This is a genomic window from Consotaella aegiceratis (assembly GCF_036541425.1).
Taxonomy (GTDB): Bacteria; Pseudomonadota; Alphaproteobacteria; order Rhizobiales; family Rhizobiaceae; genus Consotaella; species Consotaella aegiceratis.
This window is the reverse complement of the sequence record NZ_JAZHFT010000007.1, coordinates 22,794-36,516: the sequence shown is the minus strand read 5'-3', so window position 1 is coordinate 36,516 and position 13,723 is coordinate 22,794. Positions and strand designations below refer to the sequence as shown.

Below are 13,723 nucleotides of genomic sequence, written 5' to 3'. Positions count from 1 at the left end.
CATTATTCGTCGAGGTACTGCCAGGTATTTGCGCCATCGAGGCGTCTGACCTTGGCCTGCGCGAGCACCTGCGGGGCCATCAGCCGGGCATTGACGCCCATCCGGCCGCGCTCCGGATCGACGCCGGACCAATGCGTGACGCAGCCGCACACCGAACACCGGTGAAACGCGGTCGAACGGGGACCCCAGAGATAGGTGTCAGTCTCGTTGTCGTTCGACAGTTCGATGTCGCTCGGCGCGTAGTAGGCCCAAAGCACACCATAGCGGCGGCAGATCGAACAGTTGCAGTCCGTGACCTCGTTCGGCGGAGAGGCGATCCGGAGACGGACGGCGCCGCAATGGCAGGACGCTTCGATCATGGCGATGCTCCGTTCGTTGCTGAAGGCTGCTCCCCAAGGGCAATGAGGCCTGCGTCCGTCGGCCGAAAGCCGCAGGCGTTCCAATAGAAATCTCGCAGATGCGGTTCGAAGTCCACATGCAGCCAGGTGCAGCCGGCCGCGCAGGCGCGCTGCGTGGCCTCGGCGACGATCCGCGTCGCCAGACCGTGGCGGCGATGCGGCAAGGCGACCATGACGTCCACCAGAAACGCATGCTCGCCGCCATCCCAGGCCACGTTGGCGAAACCGACGAGGCTGCCGGACAGGCGCGCGCACACCCAGCCGAGGCTGTGTTCGATCATCTGCGCCCGCTGATCGCGGACGGCCGGGCGCGCGCCGAAGCAATCCGCGCCCAGGGCGGCCAGTTCATCGTTGTCGAAAGGACCGCGCCAAACTAGATCGCAGGTCACATCGCAAGCCCTCCCCCAACTGCGGCCGATCCGATCGATGCCACAGCCTTCTCGCTTGATGCAGACGCCTACCAGCCGCGCGGTTCGCCCGGCGCGAGAGCCTCGATCGCCAGCGCATGGACGCCGCCGGACAGCTCCGTTTCCAGCGCCGAATTGATGGCCCGGTGGCGTTCGATGCGGCCTTGGCCGGCAAAGGCGGCCGATACGATCCGCACCCGGAAATGGGTCTCGCCCGCACCGCTGACGGGAGCGTGGCCCGGGCCGTCGGGTTGGTGGCCGGCGTGGCGATGGCTTTCATCGAGAACGATCAGCGCCTCCGGAGCGAAGGCGGTGGTGAGTTTGGCCTCGATCGTATCCCTGGTGCTCATGATTTGATCCCAATTCGATGCATAAACCGTGCTATCAATCCCGCCCTGCTTCGGATCGCGAAACGAAGCGGCTCCCGTTAGACGCCAGGCATTTTTCCGTCCTGTCAATTCTTGTTCGCGCCCTGGTGCGGCACCATAATCCGGCCAATGAAGCTCGACTCTAAATATTTCGATCGGATCCGAGTCCGTCCCGACCCCCAGGCGAACGAAAAAGCGCGCGCTCCGCGCTGCGCCTGGGAAGGATGTGACGAACCCGGTCTTTACCGCGCACCGCGCGGCCGCAACCACGAGGGCGAGTACTATCATTTCTGCATGGATCACGTGCGGCTCTACAACAAGTCGTACAACTACTTCTCCGGCCTCGGCGACAAGGACATTCAGGCCTACCTCAAGGATTCGCTGACCGGCCACCGGCCGACGTGGACCATGGGCTCGAACTCGTCGGATCCGCAGGCAGCCGCCGCGACGCGGGCCGCAAAAACGCGCTCCCGGCATTGGAACGGGCATGTCCGCGATCCGTACGACCTGTTTGGCGACCAGGCAGCCCCGCGCCGACCCGAACCGAGGCGCCGCAAGGTCCGCTCGCTGGAAGCGCGCGCCTTCGAGACGCTCGATCTGGCTCAGGATGCCGCCGGCGACGCCATCCGAACCCGTTACAAGAGCCTGGTGAAGCGCTATCATCCGGACGCCAACGGCGGCGACCGTGGCAGCGAAGACCGGTTGCGAGAAGTGATTCAGGCCTACAAGCTTTTGAAGCAGTCCGGTTTTTGCTAGGTCAGAGCTGTGCAATCCGCACTGGCGCGGTGAATCCGAGGCTTGCTCTGCGGCCCATGGCAGATGCCAAGGCCCGGCTCAAATCCGAACATCGTGCCAGAACAAGAGCTTGCTGGCGTCTTTTCGACTCCCGAGCCCGCTCCGCTTCCTGATCTTAAGGTGGCGCGAGCTTTCGGAATCGCGCCATGCGCCGCGTCGCGAGTGTCTTTGCGGCGCATTTTGAGAAGACCGCGGCCAGCGGGATAGACCGCGTGGCGCAGGATTGAAGGAACGGGCCGGCCCGACAAGGCCGCCGGTCCGATGGAGGTGTGATGAGTGCAGCGGTACAGGATGTGGCCGGACTTCCCGACTGCACGATTTCGGTCCGCGACAAGTTCGGCTTCGACAGCGACCTGAAGGTGCCGGCCTATAGGGACGTCACCGAGCATGTCCCCGAGATCGATCCCGACTACCTGTTCGACCGGGAGACGACGCTGGCAATCCTGGCCGGCTTCGCCAAGAACCGGCGCGTCATGGTCGCCGGCTTCCACGGCACGGGCAAGTCGACCCATATCGAGCAGGTGGCGGCGCGGCTCAACTGGCCGTGCGTGCGCGTCAACCTGGACAGCCACATCAGCCGTATCGACCTCGTCGGCAAGGACGCGATCACCGTGCGCGACGGCCTGCAGGTCACCGAGTTCCGCGACGGCATCCTGCCCTGGGCCTACCAGAACAACGTGGCGCTGGTGTTCGACGAATACGACGCCGGCCGACCAGACGTGATGTTCGTCATCCAGCGCGTGCTGGAATCCTCCGGACGCCTGACCTTGCTCGACCAGAGCCGCGTCATCAGGCCGCATCCGGCGTTCCGGCTGTTCGCCACGGCCAACACGGTGGGCCTCGGCGACACCACCGGCCTCTATCACGGCACCCAGCAGATCAACCAGGCGCAGATGGACCGCTGGTCGATCGTCACGACGCTCAACTATCTGCCGCACGACAACGAGGTCGGCATCGTCGTCGCCAAGGCCAAGCATTTCGATAACAAGGAGGGCCGCGAGACCGTCGCCAAGATGGTGCGCATCGCCGACATGACGCGTTCGGCCTTCGTCAACGGCGACCTGTCGACGGTGATGAGCCCGCGCACGGTGATCACCTGGGCCGAGAACGCCGAGATCTTCGGCGATGTCGGCTTCGCCTTCCGTGTGACCTTCATCAACAAGTGCGACGACCTGGAGCGCCCGCTGGTGGCCGAGTTCTACCAGCGCGCCTTCGGCAAGGAGCTACCGGAGTCGAGCGCCAACATGGTTCTGGACTAGGGCAAGACCTCGACCATGGCCCGCATCGGCGACAATTCGGAAGCCCGCAAGGGCAGCAGCTCCAAGGATCGCGAGCCGTTCCGGCGCGCGGTCTCCGGCTGCTTGCGCGCCATTGCCGGCGACCACGAGCTGGAGATCACCTTCGGCAACGACCGGCCCGGCCTCTCCGGCAACCGGGCGCGCCTGCCCGAACTGCCCAAACGCGCGACCCAGAACGACGTGGCCGTCACCCGCGGGCTGTCCGACGCCATGGCCTTGCGCCGCGCCCGCCACGATTCGCGGCTTCACGCCAAGTTCTGCCCGGAGGGGCGCAACGCGCGCGCGATCTTCGACGCCGTCGAGCAGGCCCGCGTCGAGGCGATCGGCGCCCGCACCATGGAAGGCGTCGGCGACAACCTCGCCTCGATGCTGGAAGACCGCTATTTCCGCTCCAACCTGACCGAGGTGACCGATCGGGCCGAGGCTCCGCTGGAAGACGCCCTGGCGCTGATCGTGCGCGAAAAGCTGACCGGCCGGCCGGTGCCGCCCAGCGCCCGAGCGCTGGTCGACCTCTGGCGCGATTTCGTCGACGAGAAGGCCAGCACGAAATTCGAACGCCTGGCCGAGACTCTGGAGGATCAGCAGAGCTTCGCCCGCGCCATGCGCGACATGCTCGCCTCGATGGACATGGCCGAGGAGCTCGGCAACGAGAACCCCGACGACAGCGACGACCAGGACCAGGGCGAGAAGCAGGAAGGCGAAAGCCAGGAGCGCGGCGGTTCGGAGGCGGACTCCAGCTCCGAGGATGCCCAGCCGCAAGAGTCCGAGAGCGAGAACCAGGCCGAAGACGCCGCCGAGACGGACGCGGCCGAAATGTCTGCCGAGGAAATGCTCACGGACGAGGAGGCCGACGCCGAGGCGCCGGGCGAATCGCGCCGCCCGAACCAGCCGCTCACCAACCAGCCGCGCGAGTCCGACTATCTGGTGTTCTCGCCACAGTTCGACGAGGTGGTCGGCGCCGAGGAACTCTGCGACGAAGCCGAACTCGACCGTCTGCGCAGCTTCCTAGACAAGCAGCTCGCCTCGCTCCAGGGCGTTGTCGGCCGGCTCGCCAACCGGCTGCAGCGCCGTCTCATGGCGCAGCAGAACCGCGCCTGGGAGTTCGACCTGGAAGAAGGCTATCTCGATCCCGCCCGCCTATCGCGGCTGGTGATCGACCCGATGCAGCCACTCTCCTACAAGATGGAGCGCGACACCTCCTTCCGCGACACGGTGGTGACACTGCTGCTCGACAATTCCGGCTCGATGCGCGGTCGTCCGATCACCGTGGCGGCCACCTGCGCCGACATCCTGGCCCGCACGCTGGAGCGCTGCGGCGTCAAGGTCGAGGTGCTGGGCTTCACCACCCGCGCCTGGAAGGGCGGCCAGGCCCGCGAGGCCTGGCTCAAGGCCGGCAAGCCGCCGCGCCCCGGCCGGCTCAACGATCTGCGCCACATCGTCTACAAGAGCGCCGACGCGCCCTGGCGCCGCTCGCGCCGCAATCTCGGGCTGATGATGCGCGAGGGCCTGCTCAAGGAGAATATCGACGGCGAGGCGCTGATCTGGGCGCACAACCGGCTGCTCGGCCGGCCCGAGCAGCGCAAGATCCTGATGATGATCTCGGACGGCGCTCCCGTCGACGATTCGACGCTCTCGGTCAATCCGGGCAACTACCTGGAACGGCATCTGAGAGCCGTCATCGAGGAGATCGAGACCCGCTCGCCGGTCGAACTGCTGGCGATCGGTATCGGCCACGACGTCACGCGCTACTATCGCCGCGCCGTGACGATCGTCGACGCAGAGGAACTTGCCGGCGCAATGACCGAGCAACTGGCCGGCCTCTTCGAGGACGAGAGCCAGGGCGGCGGATCTTCGCAACGGCGGCGGGCTGGCATTCGCCGGTGATGCGCGGCCGGACGCTCGGTCTCGCGGCGGCGAGCGTCGCGCTGGTCACAGCCGCCTGCGCACAGCCGCATCTTGCCGCGCAGCCGGACATCACCATCACGGCCTCATCGATCAGCCAATTCCAGCCCGGCTCGACACAGACCCGCTTCGGCAGTCTCGATTTCGTGGGCGGGCTGAAGCTCGCGTCGTCGGATGTCCGGTTTTCCGGCCTGTCCTCGTTTCGGTTCACCGCGGGTCGGAGCCACTTCCTGGTGGTGACGGACACCGGTTATTGGGTGACGGGCGACCTGCGCCGCGATCCGCAGGGACGCCCGGCCGGCATCGATGATGCGCGGCTCTTCCCGATCCTCGATACCCATGGCCAGCCTGCCAAGCGCAAACGCGACGCGGATGCCGAGGCGCTGGCCGTCGTCGGCGACAAGGCGTTCGTCGCATTCGAAAGCGACGCCCGCATCGAAGCCTTCGACTACCCCCTCGATCCAGCCGAGAGCCGGCCGCAGCCGGTGAAACTGCCGGTGCCGCGCGGCGAACTGAGACGCAACAAGGGGTTGGAAATGTTAGCGGCCGCGCCCTCGGGCAGCCGCCTTCACGGATCGCTGGTCACGGTGAGCGAGCATTCCATCGATTCGGACGGCAATCTCTTCGCCGCGATCTTCGATGCCGACCATTCGTCGGTCTTCAAGGTGCGACGTGACGAGAACTGGGACGTGACCGACGGCGCCTTCCTGCCCGACGGCGACCTGTTGCTCCTGGAGCGCCGCTTCACGGGCATCTTGTCCGGCATCGGCATGCGCATCCGCCGCGTGGACGGCCGGACGATCCAGCCCGGCGCGCTGGTCGACGGTCCGATCATCATGCAGGCCGATCTCGGACAGGAGATCGACAACATGGAAGGGCTGGAGGTCTCGGTCGGCGACGACGGCAAGACCTACCTGACGCTGATCTCCGACGACAACGGCAACTTCTTCCAGCGCACCCTGCTGCTGGAGTTCAGGCTGGCTGACGATCGCTCGCCGGCGACAAACTGACGGGAAATTTCAGCGGACGAGATCCTTATCGGGCCTCGCCAGTCGGGCGCGCACTGGCTGCCATGGCTCGCATCTCAGAGCTCGCGCGAGCCATGGCAGTCCCACTTTCTCGTGAGTCGTTCGTTACTGGACTGCCGGACAGGAGTCGCCTTCCATTGGGGTTACGTTCGTCGCGCCGGCCGCTGTCGCCGCACAAGGCGTCGGGAATTGCTGGTATATACCATCGATGATGCCACACGAGATAACCTGCGCGCACGCCTGCAGGTCCGACGACGCCCGGCAGCTACCGACATAGGCGACGCTGGCCCCATGTGCGGCGGCCATGCACTTGTTACTATATGTCACCCCATCGCACCCGCACACAGGGATGAACTCCTTGGTGCAAATCTCTGGCTTGGCCATGCATGTGCCCGCTTGATCCGCAATACCGCAGGACGCTTCGAGCGAATATCGGCAGTACTCGTCCTCTCCGCATTGGCCACCAGCCACGCCGCCGCAGAAATCACCCGGCGCCGCCCATGCCGAAGCGGGGAAAATCAAAAGTGCCGCGATTGCCAGCCATCTGCGCATGCCATCCTCCCAAACCGATTTTTCATTAACGTCATTCCCGCACCTCCGTCCCAGGATCGACCGCCATGTAATCGGAAGCGCCGAATGAGCCAATTTTAGCAAAAGCAACAAGAAATGCAATCAATGGTAGTTATTTACCATATATGCACCTTTATATTGTGATGACACATCGAACTGCTCAGCAATGAAGCCGCCGCTCTCTCCGAACCGAATGGGCCAGCAGCAACTCCCGACTGGTGGACCAAGTCGGAATTTGCAAAGCCGTTGCTCTTCTGGAGATCTGCGTTAGGAGCGATCCATCTCGACCGCACAGGATTGCCCAGTCTCAGCTCCTTGCCGGCACCGGATAGGGCATCAGGGCCTGCATGATGATGCGGTAGGGCACAAGCGCCAGCGCGGCGATGACGAGCTTGATGCCGAGATCGCCCAGCGCCCAGGAGACCCAGCGCACCGTTTCCACCGACAAGACGCCGAAGAGCGGCGCGGTGCCCAGCGAGAAGTCGTCGTTCGGCCCCAGAAAGGCAAAAGCGGGCGCAAAGCTGATGGTGAAGAAGATCGCCGTATCCACGACCGTTCCCGCCACGGAGGAGATCACCGGTGCCCGCCACCAAGCCTGCCGCCGCAGCCCGTTGAAGATGGTGATGTCGAGGAGCTGGGCCGCCAGGAACGCGCAGCCGGAAGCGAGCGCGATGCGCATCAGCCGGTCGGCGGCCGTGGCGAAGTCCATCAGACCGAGGCTGAACAGCAGCTTCGGCACGACGATCGAACAGACCACCGCCGCCAGAAAGCCGACGAGAACGACGCGACGCGCGATTCTCGGCCCGAACCGACGATTGGTCAGGTCCGTGACCAGGAAGGAGAAGGGATAGGTGAAGGCGCCCCAGGTCAGGATATCGGCGAGCTGGAGCGAGCCGATCGAGCCCCCGACCGGAAACTGGACGAGGACGTTGGAAGCGACAACGATCAGCGTCATCGCCAGAACGGCGGGAAGATAGCGGCGCGTGCTGCTCATTTTTTTATCCTGGGTGATGGAACCAGTACGGCCGGGCGCCACCATGACGCCCGGCCGCAAAAGGACAGTTCAGGCTGAAGCTCAGGCTTCGGCGGTCGCGAGTTTCTTGGCCACCTGGCGCTTGAGCAGGCGCGCGCGCGGCGACAGCTCCCGTTCGCTCGCCTTCATCAGGAAGGCGTCGAGGCCGCCGCGATGCTCCACCGAGCGCAGCGCGTGGGCGCTGACCCGCAGGCGGACGCGCTGGCCGAGCGAGTCGGACATCAGCGTGACGTTGCAGAGATTGGGCAGGAAGCGGCGACGCGTTTTGTTGTTCGCGTGGCTCACATTGTTGCCGGTCATGACGGCCTTGCCGGTCAGTTCGCAAGCGCGTGACATTGTGATCACCTTATATGGTCGATGCCACCCGACCGCCGCAACCGTTTTTGGCCGGCGCGATCATGGCCCGGGGCTGATCGGGAAAATCGCTCGCCCTATACCGATATCGGTCGATAAGGTCAACACGCGGCCACGCAAAGCCGTGCGGCTCACGCGGGTCGGGGTCGTTCATCGCTTGCCGACCCGCCCCGCGCCGAATCCATGTGACGATGTCGCCGATGGAAGCGCCTAGGGAGGATCGCTTTTTCGCGGTATGAGGCCGGCGTGGAAGCACGTTCCTTGCCTGTCGCGGCGCGACCGGGCAGAACGCGGGCCACTTGGCGCCGGCGGCGCGAGCCGCAACGGCGAAGTTTCGAGACCAGAGACCGAATAGTGCAAGCGTACCCCTCCCATGGCGAGCCGAGCGGACCTCCGGGCGAGCCAGCCGACACCGACACGATCGTGCGCTTCCAGGCCGCCGGAAAACGCTTTGCCGCGCCGAAGGGCGGAACGGCCTTCGCGGCCCTCGAAGATATCGATCTGGCGATCCCGAACCGCCGCATCGTCGGCATCATCGGGCGGTCCGGCGCCGGCAAGTCGACACTGATCCGTCTGGTCAACGGTCTCGAACGCCCGACCTCGGGCCGCATACTGGTCGACGGTGTCGATGTCGGCGCGATGGACGAGCGCGGCTTGCGCGACCTGCGGCGCAACGTCGGCATGATCTTTCAGCATTTCAATCTCCTGTCGGCGCGCACGGCCTATGCCAACGTGGCGCTGCCCTTGGAGATCGCCGGCCTCGGCAAGACGGAAATCCGCGAACGGGTGCTGCCCTTGCTCGACCTGGTCGGACTGGCGGACAAACGCGACCGCTATCCGGCGGAGCTGTCGGGCGGACAGAAACAGCGGGTTGGCATTGCGCGCGCCCTGGCGACGCGGCCCAAGGTGCTGCTGTCGGACGAGGCGACCAGCGCGCTCGATCCGGAAACCACGCGATCGGTGCTGGCGCTGCTGAAACAGGTCAACAGCGAATTGGGTCTGACGGTGCTTCTGATCACCCACGAGATGCAGGTGGTGCGCGAGATCGCCGACCGGGTCGCCGTGCTCGACCGGGGCCGTATCGTGGAAACCGGCGACACCTACTCGGTGTTCTCCCGCCCGCAGCATCCTGTCACCAGAAGCTTTCTCGAAGGCGTCACCGGTGTTCGCCTGCCGGCCTTCGTGACGGAGCGGATGACGGATGCGGCAGAGCCGGGTGCGAGCGCCGTGCTCAAGGTCGTCTTCACCGGTCCGACCGCCACCGATCCGATCCTCGCGCAGCTCGGCAAGGAATTGGCCATCGACGTCAACATTCTGGCCGGCGCCGTCGACGAGATCGCCGGCCGGCCCTTCGGCACGCTGGTCGTCTCTCTCGATCTGGCCGTGCTCGAACCGGCCCGCCGCTTCATCGAGGAACGGGGTCTGGCCACGGAGGTGCTCGGCTATGTCCGCTAACATGCTCTGGCTGATCTGGGGCGCCACCCTCGACACGCTGTTCATGGTGGCGGTGTCGGCGGTGATAGGGGTGATTCTCGGCGCGCCGCTCGGCATCTTCCTCGCCACCAGCCGGGCGGGCGAACTGTTCGCGGCCCCGGCCCTCAACCGCGTTCTCGGCGCCGTCGTCAACGCCGTGCGATCGACGCCCTTCATCATTCTGGTGGTGGCGATCATTCCCTTCACGCGGCTTTTGACCGGCACCTCGATCGGCACGTCGGCCGCGATCGTGCCGCTGACCATCGCGACCATTCCCTTCGTCGCGCGCCTCGTCGAATCCTCGATCAGAGAGGTCGACCCGGGCCTGATCGAGGCCGCGCGCGCCATGGGCGCCAGCCCGCTGCAGATCGTCTGGAAGGTGCTGGTGCCGGAGGCCCGGCCGTCGATCACGCTTGGGCTGACGCTCACCGTGGTCAGCCTGATCGGCTACTCGGCCATGGTCGGCGCCGTCGGCGGCGGCGGGCTCGGCGATCTCGGCATTCGCTACGGCTACCAGCGCTTCATGCCGGAAATGATGCTGGCGGTGGTCGTCGTCCTGATCGCCCTCGTCCAGGCGGTGCAGTCGACCGGCGACCTGCTCGCCCGCCGCTTCGACAAGCGCAGCCGCAACACCTGATCCTTCGAAATCTCCAATTCACGCTAAAAGGACTCCCATGCCCCTCAAGACCATTCTGCTCGCCGGTACGCTGGCAATTGGCGTCGCCGCTCCCGCTCTGGCCGAGAGCATCACCGTCGGCGTCACGCCGGGCGAACACGCCGAGATCATGGAAAAGGTGAAGGACGTCGCGGCCAAGGAAGGGCTCGACATCGAGGTCATCGAATTCTCCGACTACGTCGTGCCGAACCAGGCTTTGGCGGACGGAGAGCTCAACGCCAATTCGTTCCAGCATCAGCCCTACCTCGACGCTCAGGTGGCCGATCGGGGCTTCGACATCGTCAGCGTCGCACCAACCATCAACACGCCGATGGGTGTCTATTCACAGAAGGTGAAGAGCCTGGACGAGTTGCAGGACGGCGCCACGGTCGCCATTCCCAACGACCCGACCAATGGCGGGCGGGCCCTGCTGCTGCTGCAGGATGCCGGCCTCATCACCTTGAACGCCGACGCCGGCCTGAAGGCGACTCCGCTCGACATCACCGAAAACCCGAAGAACGTCGAGATCGTGGAACTGGACGCCGCGCAGTTGCCGCGTTCGCTGCCGGATGTCGACGCGGCGGCGATCAACACCAACTACGCGTTGGAAGCCGGCCTCGATCCGAAAAACGACTCGATCGCCCGGGAATCCGCCAAGTCGCCTTATGTGAACGTCATCGCCGTGCGCAGCGAGGACAAGGACGCCGAATGGCTGAAGAAGCTGATCGCCGCCTATCACGACCAGTCGATCCGCGACTTCATCGACACCGAATACAAGGGCGCGGTCATCGCGTCCTGGTAGGCCGGGATCGGGCTGCAGCGGTTGTCCCGCCGCAGCCCTTCCAGGCAAAAGCGACGATCGCGCCGACCGCTATCGGTCGAAGTCGCGAAAAGGCGCGCCTAGAGATCGATCCGGTAGCGCAGGCCCTCGTGCCCGCCATAGATATCGAGCTTCTGGAAGCGCTCGACGAGCCACCCGCCACATGCCTCGATGACGCGCTGAGACGCCTGGTTCTCGGGATCCGTCGTGATCTCGATATAGGGCAGCCCCAGAACCCGCGCCTCGGGCAGGATCAGCTTGAGCCCGGCCTTGGCGTAGCCCATGCTCTGCTTCCACGGCACCACCGCATAGCCGACATGGCCGAGGACATGCGGAGGTAGGGCCGGCGTTCCCGGCTGCCAGCGAAAGTTGATGTTGCCGCAGAAATCGTCGTCCCAGATCCACCGCCGGAATCCCGGCAGGCGCGGCTTCGTCGTGCCGTCGGGCATCTTGATCGGCGCGCCCCTGGCCTCGGGATCGTCGAGGCTGTCCACGAAGGCGGCGGCATCCGCCTCGATGCGCACGATCTCCTCTTCGGCGGCCACCCGCCCGCGCACGGTGTCGGCCGAGAAGCCGCGCTGCAACGCGGCCAGATAGGCCGGCAGGCGATCGAGGCTCGGCTTGACGAGCTGGACGGACATCGTCATTGGCTCCATGGGAAGCGACAGCACTGGACGACGGGTCGGATCGGACACCCGATGCCGGATGCCGAGCGCGAAAAGACAAAAGGCGGACTTTCGCCCTATTTGCAAGCCTAGCTTGCGTGTCCCCGATCGATCGGACCTCGCCATGCTTCTTTCGCGCGCTTACCTCGGTGTCTTTCTCGGCCTCGCTCTGGGGCTGGCCGGCGCCTCGCCCCTGCGCGCGGAGGGCACGGGACGGCAGTCCTATAAGACCGTCTATCAGATCTCGCTGATCGGCTTCATCGTCGGGCGTGCCACGTTCCACACCACGCTCGAAGAGCAGGGGTTCTCCGTCGAGGGCGAACTGTCTTCGGCGGGGCTTGCCGATCTCTTCGCCAAGACGCGCGGCACCAGCTCGGTGAAGGGGAGCTATGCAGGCGAAAAGCTTCTGCCCAACCACTATGCCCTCGCCTACGAGATGGGCGACAAGGCCTGGTCGAGCCGGGTCGACTTCGCCGGGGGCCGGGCCGTAGCCACGCAAACCAAGCCCGAGGACCGCAACCGCAAACGCGATTTCATTGCCGTCGAGCCGGACCATCTCGCCTCCGTCGTGGATCCGCTCAGCGGGTTGATGATTCGCAAGGGCGACGGCGACGCGCTGTGTCAGCGAACGGTTGCCTTCTATGACGGCTGGACGCGGCTCGACCTGATATTGTCGCCGGCCGGTCAACAGAAGGTCTCCACCGACGGCTATTCGGGCGACGCGATCGTGTGCAAGGCAAAGGTCCGGCCGGTCAGCGGCTATCGCCGGTCCAACAAGCAGCTGAAATTCATGCGCGATCAGACGATCGAACTTCGCTTCGCGCCGATCGGCGACACCGATATCTACGCTCCGGTTCGCGTTCGCGTCCCCACCGAGGTTGGGCCGCTGACGATCACCGCCAGTACCTTCGCCAAGCGCTGAGGCATCCTCCCACCTTGACCTGCGAAGGGGCACGCCTGACAACGGGCATCCCTCGAGTGTGGAGTAGGCTGTGGCGACCCTCTATGGCTTTGCGGCGGTCCTGATGTGGGCGCTCCTGGCGCTGTTCACCGCGAGGAGCGGGGCGGTGCCGCCCTTCCAGCTCAACGCCATGACGTTCGCGGTGGGCAGCCTCGTCGGCATCGTCGCCTTGTGGGTGCGCGGAACGCCGCTTCGGGTGTTTCGCCAGCGCCCGGCCGTCTGGCTTGTCGGCGTCGGCGGCCTGTTCGGCTATCACGCGCTCTATTTCGCCGCCCTGCGCCGGGCACCAGCGGCGGAAGCCAGCCTGATCGCCTATCTCTGGCCGCTGTTGATCGTGCTGGGATCGGCTCTGCTTCCGGGCGAGCGGCTGCGCTGGTATCATGCAATGGGCGCGCTGCTCGGCCTGGGCGGCGCGGCTCTCATCATCGCCGATCGCGGCGGCCTCGACTTTTCGCAACGCTACGCCGCCGGTTACGGGCTGGCCCTGTGCGCGGCCTTCTTCTGGTCGTCCTATTCGCTCGCCTCGCGCCGCTTTTCCAGCGTACCGAGCGAAGTGGTCACTGGCTTCTGCCTGGGCACCGCGCTGTTGTCGCTGCCGGTTCACCTTGCCTTCGAGACCACGGTGTGGCCGGCGGGCGCGGGCGAATGGCTGGCGGTGCTCGGCCTCGGCCTCATGCCCGTGGGGGCCGCCTTCTACGTCTGGGACCACGGCGTCAAGCACGGCGACATCCAGGTCATCGGCGCATCGAGCTATGCCGCGCCGCTGCTGTCGACGCTGATCCTGGTCGCGGCGGGCGAGACGAGAATGTCGGCAACCATCCTGTCGGCTGCCGTCCTCATCACCACCGGCGCCGTCCTCGCCGCCCTGCCGCTGTTCGCGCGCCTGGTCCGACCGCGATCGCCCGACGGGCCGACAAGAAATCCAAATGGACCCAAGCACATAGGCGAAAAATCAGAATCAATCTGATAATCGGCGTGGCCTGATCGTGCCGCCCA

General features: G+C 65.5%; 16 protein-coding genes. 9 read left to right on the top strand and 7 right to left on the bottom strand.

Annotated features, from left to right (window positions below; translation table 11 throughout):
- Positions 1-2: 2 nt before the first annotated feature.
- The 3 genes from SMD10_RS07020 to SMD10_RS07010 form a co-directional block, all read right to left on the bottom strand.
- The gene (locus SMD10_RS07020; RefSeq protein ID WP_331684956.1) at positions 3-359 is read right to left on the bottom strand and encodes a GFA family protein; all 357 of its coding nucleotides are present in this window, start codon (positions 357-359) and stop codon (positions 3-5) included.
- On the bottom strand, positions 356-787 hold the full coding sequence (locus SMD10_RS07015) for a GNAT family N-acetyltransferase (RefSeq protein ID WP_331684954.1): 432 nt from the start codon (positions 785-787) through the stop codon (positions 356-358). The genes SMD10_RS07020 and SMD10_RS07015 overlap by 4 nt, the downstream gene beginning before the upstream one ends.
- 68 nt (positions 788-855) lie before the next feature.
- Positions 856-1,155, bottom strand: a complete 300-nt coding sequence (locus tag SMD10_RS07010; RefSeq protein ID WP_331684953.1) for a BolA family protein — start codon at positions 1,153-1,155, stop codon at positions 856-858.
- Between the two features lie 147 nt (positions 1,156-1,302).
- Between SMD10_RS07010 and SMD10_RS07005 the strand changes: the two genes are divergently transcribed.
- The 4 genes from SMD10_RS07005 (at position 1,303) to SMD10_RS06990 (ending at position 6,178) form a co-directional block, all read left to right on the top strand.
- Positions 1,303-1,929 carry a J domain-containing protein gene (locus tag SMD10_RS07005; RefSeq protein ID WP_331684952.1) on the top strand — a complete coding sequence of 209 codons (627 nt, stop codon included), beginning with the start codon at positions 1,303-1,305 and terminating at the stop codon, positions 1,927-1,929.
- A gap of 311 nt (positions 1,930-2,240) precedes the next feature.
- Positions 2,241-3,227 (top strand): cobaltochelatase subunit CobS, encoded by a 987-nt coding sequence (gene cobS, locus SMD10_RS07000; protein ID WP_331684951.1) that lies wholly within the window; start codon positions 2,241-2,243, stop codon positions 3,225-3,227.
- A gap of 15 nt (positions 3,228-3,242) precedes the next feature.
- Positions 3,243-5,150, top strand: coding sequence for a cobaltochelatase subunit CobT (cobT, locus tag SMD10_RS06995; RefSeq protein WP_331684950.1), 1,908 nt, complete (start codon positions 3,243-3,245; stop codon positions 5,148-5,150).
- Entirely contained in the window at positions 5,150-6,178 is a 1,029-nt protein-coding gene (locus SMD10_RS06990; protein ID WP_331684948.1) for an esterase-like activity of phytase family protein, read from the top strand. The genes cobT and SMD10_RS06990 overlap by 1 nt, the downstream gene beginning before the upstream one ends.
- A gap of 123 nt (positions 6,179-6,301) precedes the next feature.
- On the opposite strand, the gene SMD10_RS06985 is transcribed toward SMD10_RS06990, so the two are convergent.
- The 3 genes from SMD10_RS06985 to rpmB form a co-directional block, all read right to left on the bottom strand.
- Positions 6,302-6,580 (bottom strand): Kazal-type serine protease inhibitor family protein, encoded by a 279-nt coding sequence (locus tag SMD10_RS06985; RefSeq protein WP_331685073.1) that lies wholly within the window; start codon positions 6,578-6,580, stop codon positions 6,302-6,304.
- A 493-nt stretch (positions 6,581-7,073) separates the two neighbouring features.
- Positions 7,074-7,760 carry a queuosine precursor transporter gene (locus SMD10_RS06980; protein ID WP_331684947.1) on the bottom strand — a complete coding sequence of 229 codons (687 nt, stop codon included), beginning with the start codon at positions 7,758-7,760 and terminating at the stop codon, positions 7,074-7,076.
- Between the two features lie 81 nt (positions 7,761-7,841).
- Complete coding sequence (gene rpmB / locus SMD10_RS06975) at positions 7,842-8,135, bottom strand: 50S ribosomal protein L28 (protein WP_331684945.1); 294 nt, start codon at positions 8,133-8,135, stop codon at positions 7,842-7,844.
- Positions 8,136-8,573: 438 nt separating this feature from the next.
- On the opposite strand from rpmB, the gene SMD10_RS06970 reads away from it, so the two are divergent.
- Genes SMD10_RS06970 through SMD10_RS06960 form a run of 3 tightly spaced genes read left to right on the top strand, consistent with a single transcriptional unit; the run spans position 8,574 to position 11,083 of the window.
- Positions 8,574-9,608 carry a methionine ABC transporter ATP-binding protein gene (locus SMD10_RS06970; protein ID WP_432757201.1) on the top strand — a complete coding sequence of 345 codons (1,035 nt, stop codon included), beginning with the start codon at positions 8,574-8,576 and terminating at the stop codon, positions 9,606-9,608.
- A complete protein-coding gene (locus SMD10_RS06965; protein ID WP_331684944.1) occupies positions 9,598-10,263 on the top strand; it encodes a methionine ABC transporter permease in 666 nt (221 codons plus the stop codon). The genes SMD10_RS06970 and SMD10_RS06965 overlap by 11 nt, the downstream gene beginning before the upstream one ends.
- A 37-nt stretch (positions 10,264-10,300) precedes the next feature.
- A complete protein-coding gene (locus tag SMD10_RS06960; protein WP_331684943.1) occupies positions 10,301-11,083 on the top strand; it encodes a MetQ/NlpA family ABC transporter substrate-binding protein in 783 nt (260 codons plus the stop codon).
- A gap of 98 nt (positions 11,084-11,181) precedes the next feature.
- On the opposite strand, the gene SMD10_RS06955 is transcribed toward SMD10_RS06960, so the two are convergent.
- Positions 11,182-11,742 carry a GNAT family N-acetyltransferase gene (locus SMD10_RS06955; RefSeq protein WP_331684942.1) on the bottom strand — a complete coding sequence of 187 codons (561 nt, stop codon included), beginning with the start codon at positions 11,740-11,742 and terminating at the stop codon, positions 11,182-11,184.
- Positions 11,743-11,890: 148 nt separating this feature from the next.
- Here SMD10_RS06955 and SMD10_RS06950 point away from each other — a divergent pair, with 148 nt between their 5' ends.
- Both SMD10_RS06950 and yddG read left to right on the top strand, forming a co-directional pair.
- Positions 11,891-12,688, top strand: coding sequence for a DUF3108 domain-containing protein (locus SMD10_RS06950; RefSeq protein WP_331684941.1), 798 nt, complete (start codon positions 11,891-11,893; stop codon positions 12,686-12,688).
- A gap of 70 nt (positions 12,689-12,758) precedes the next feature.
- On the top strand, positions 12,759-13,694 hold the full coding sequence (gene yddG / locus SMD10_RS06945) for an aromatic amino acid exporter YddG (RefSeq protein ID WP_331684940.1): 936 nt from the start codon (positions 12,759-12,761) through the stop codon (positions 13,692-13,694).
- Positions 13,695-13,723: the final 29 nt, after the last annotated feature.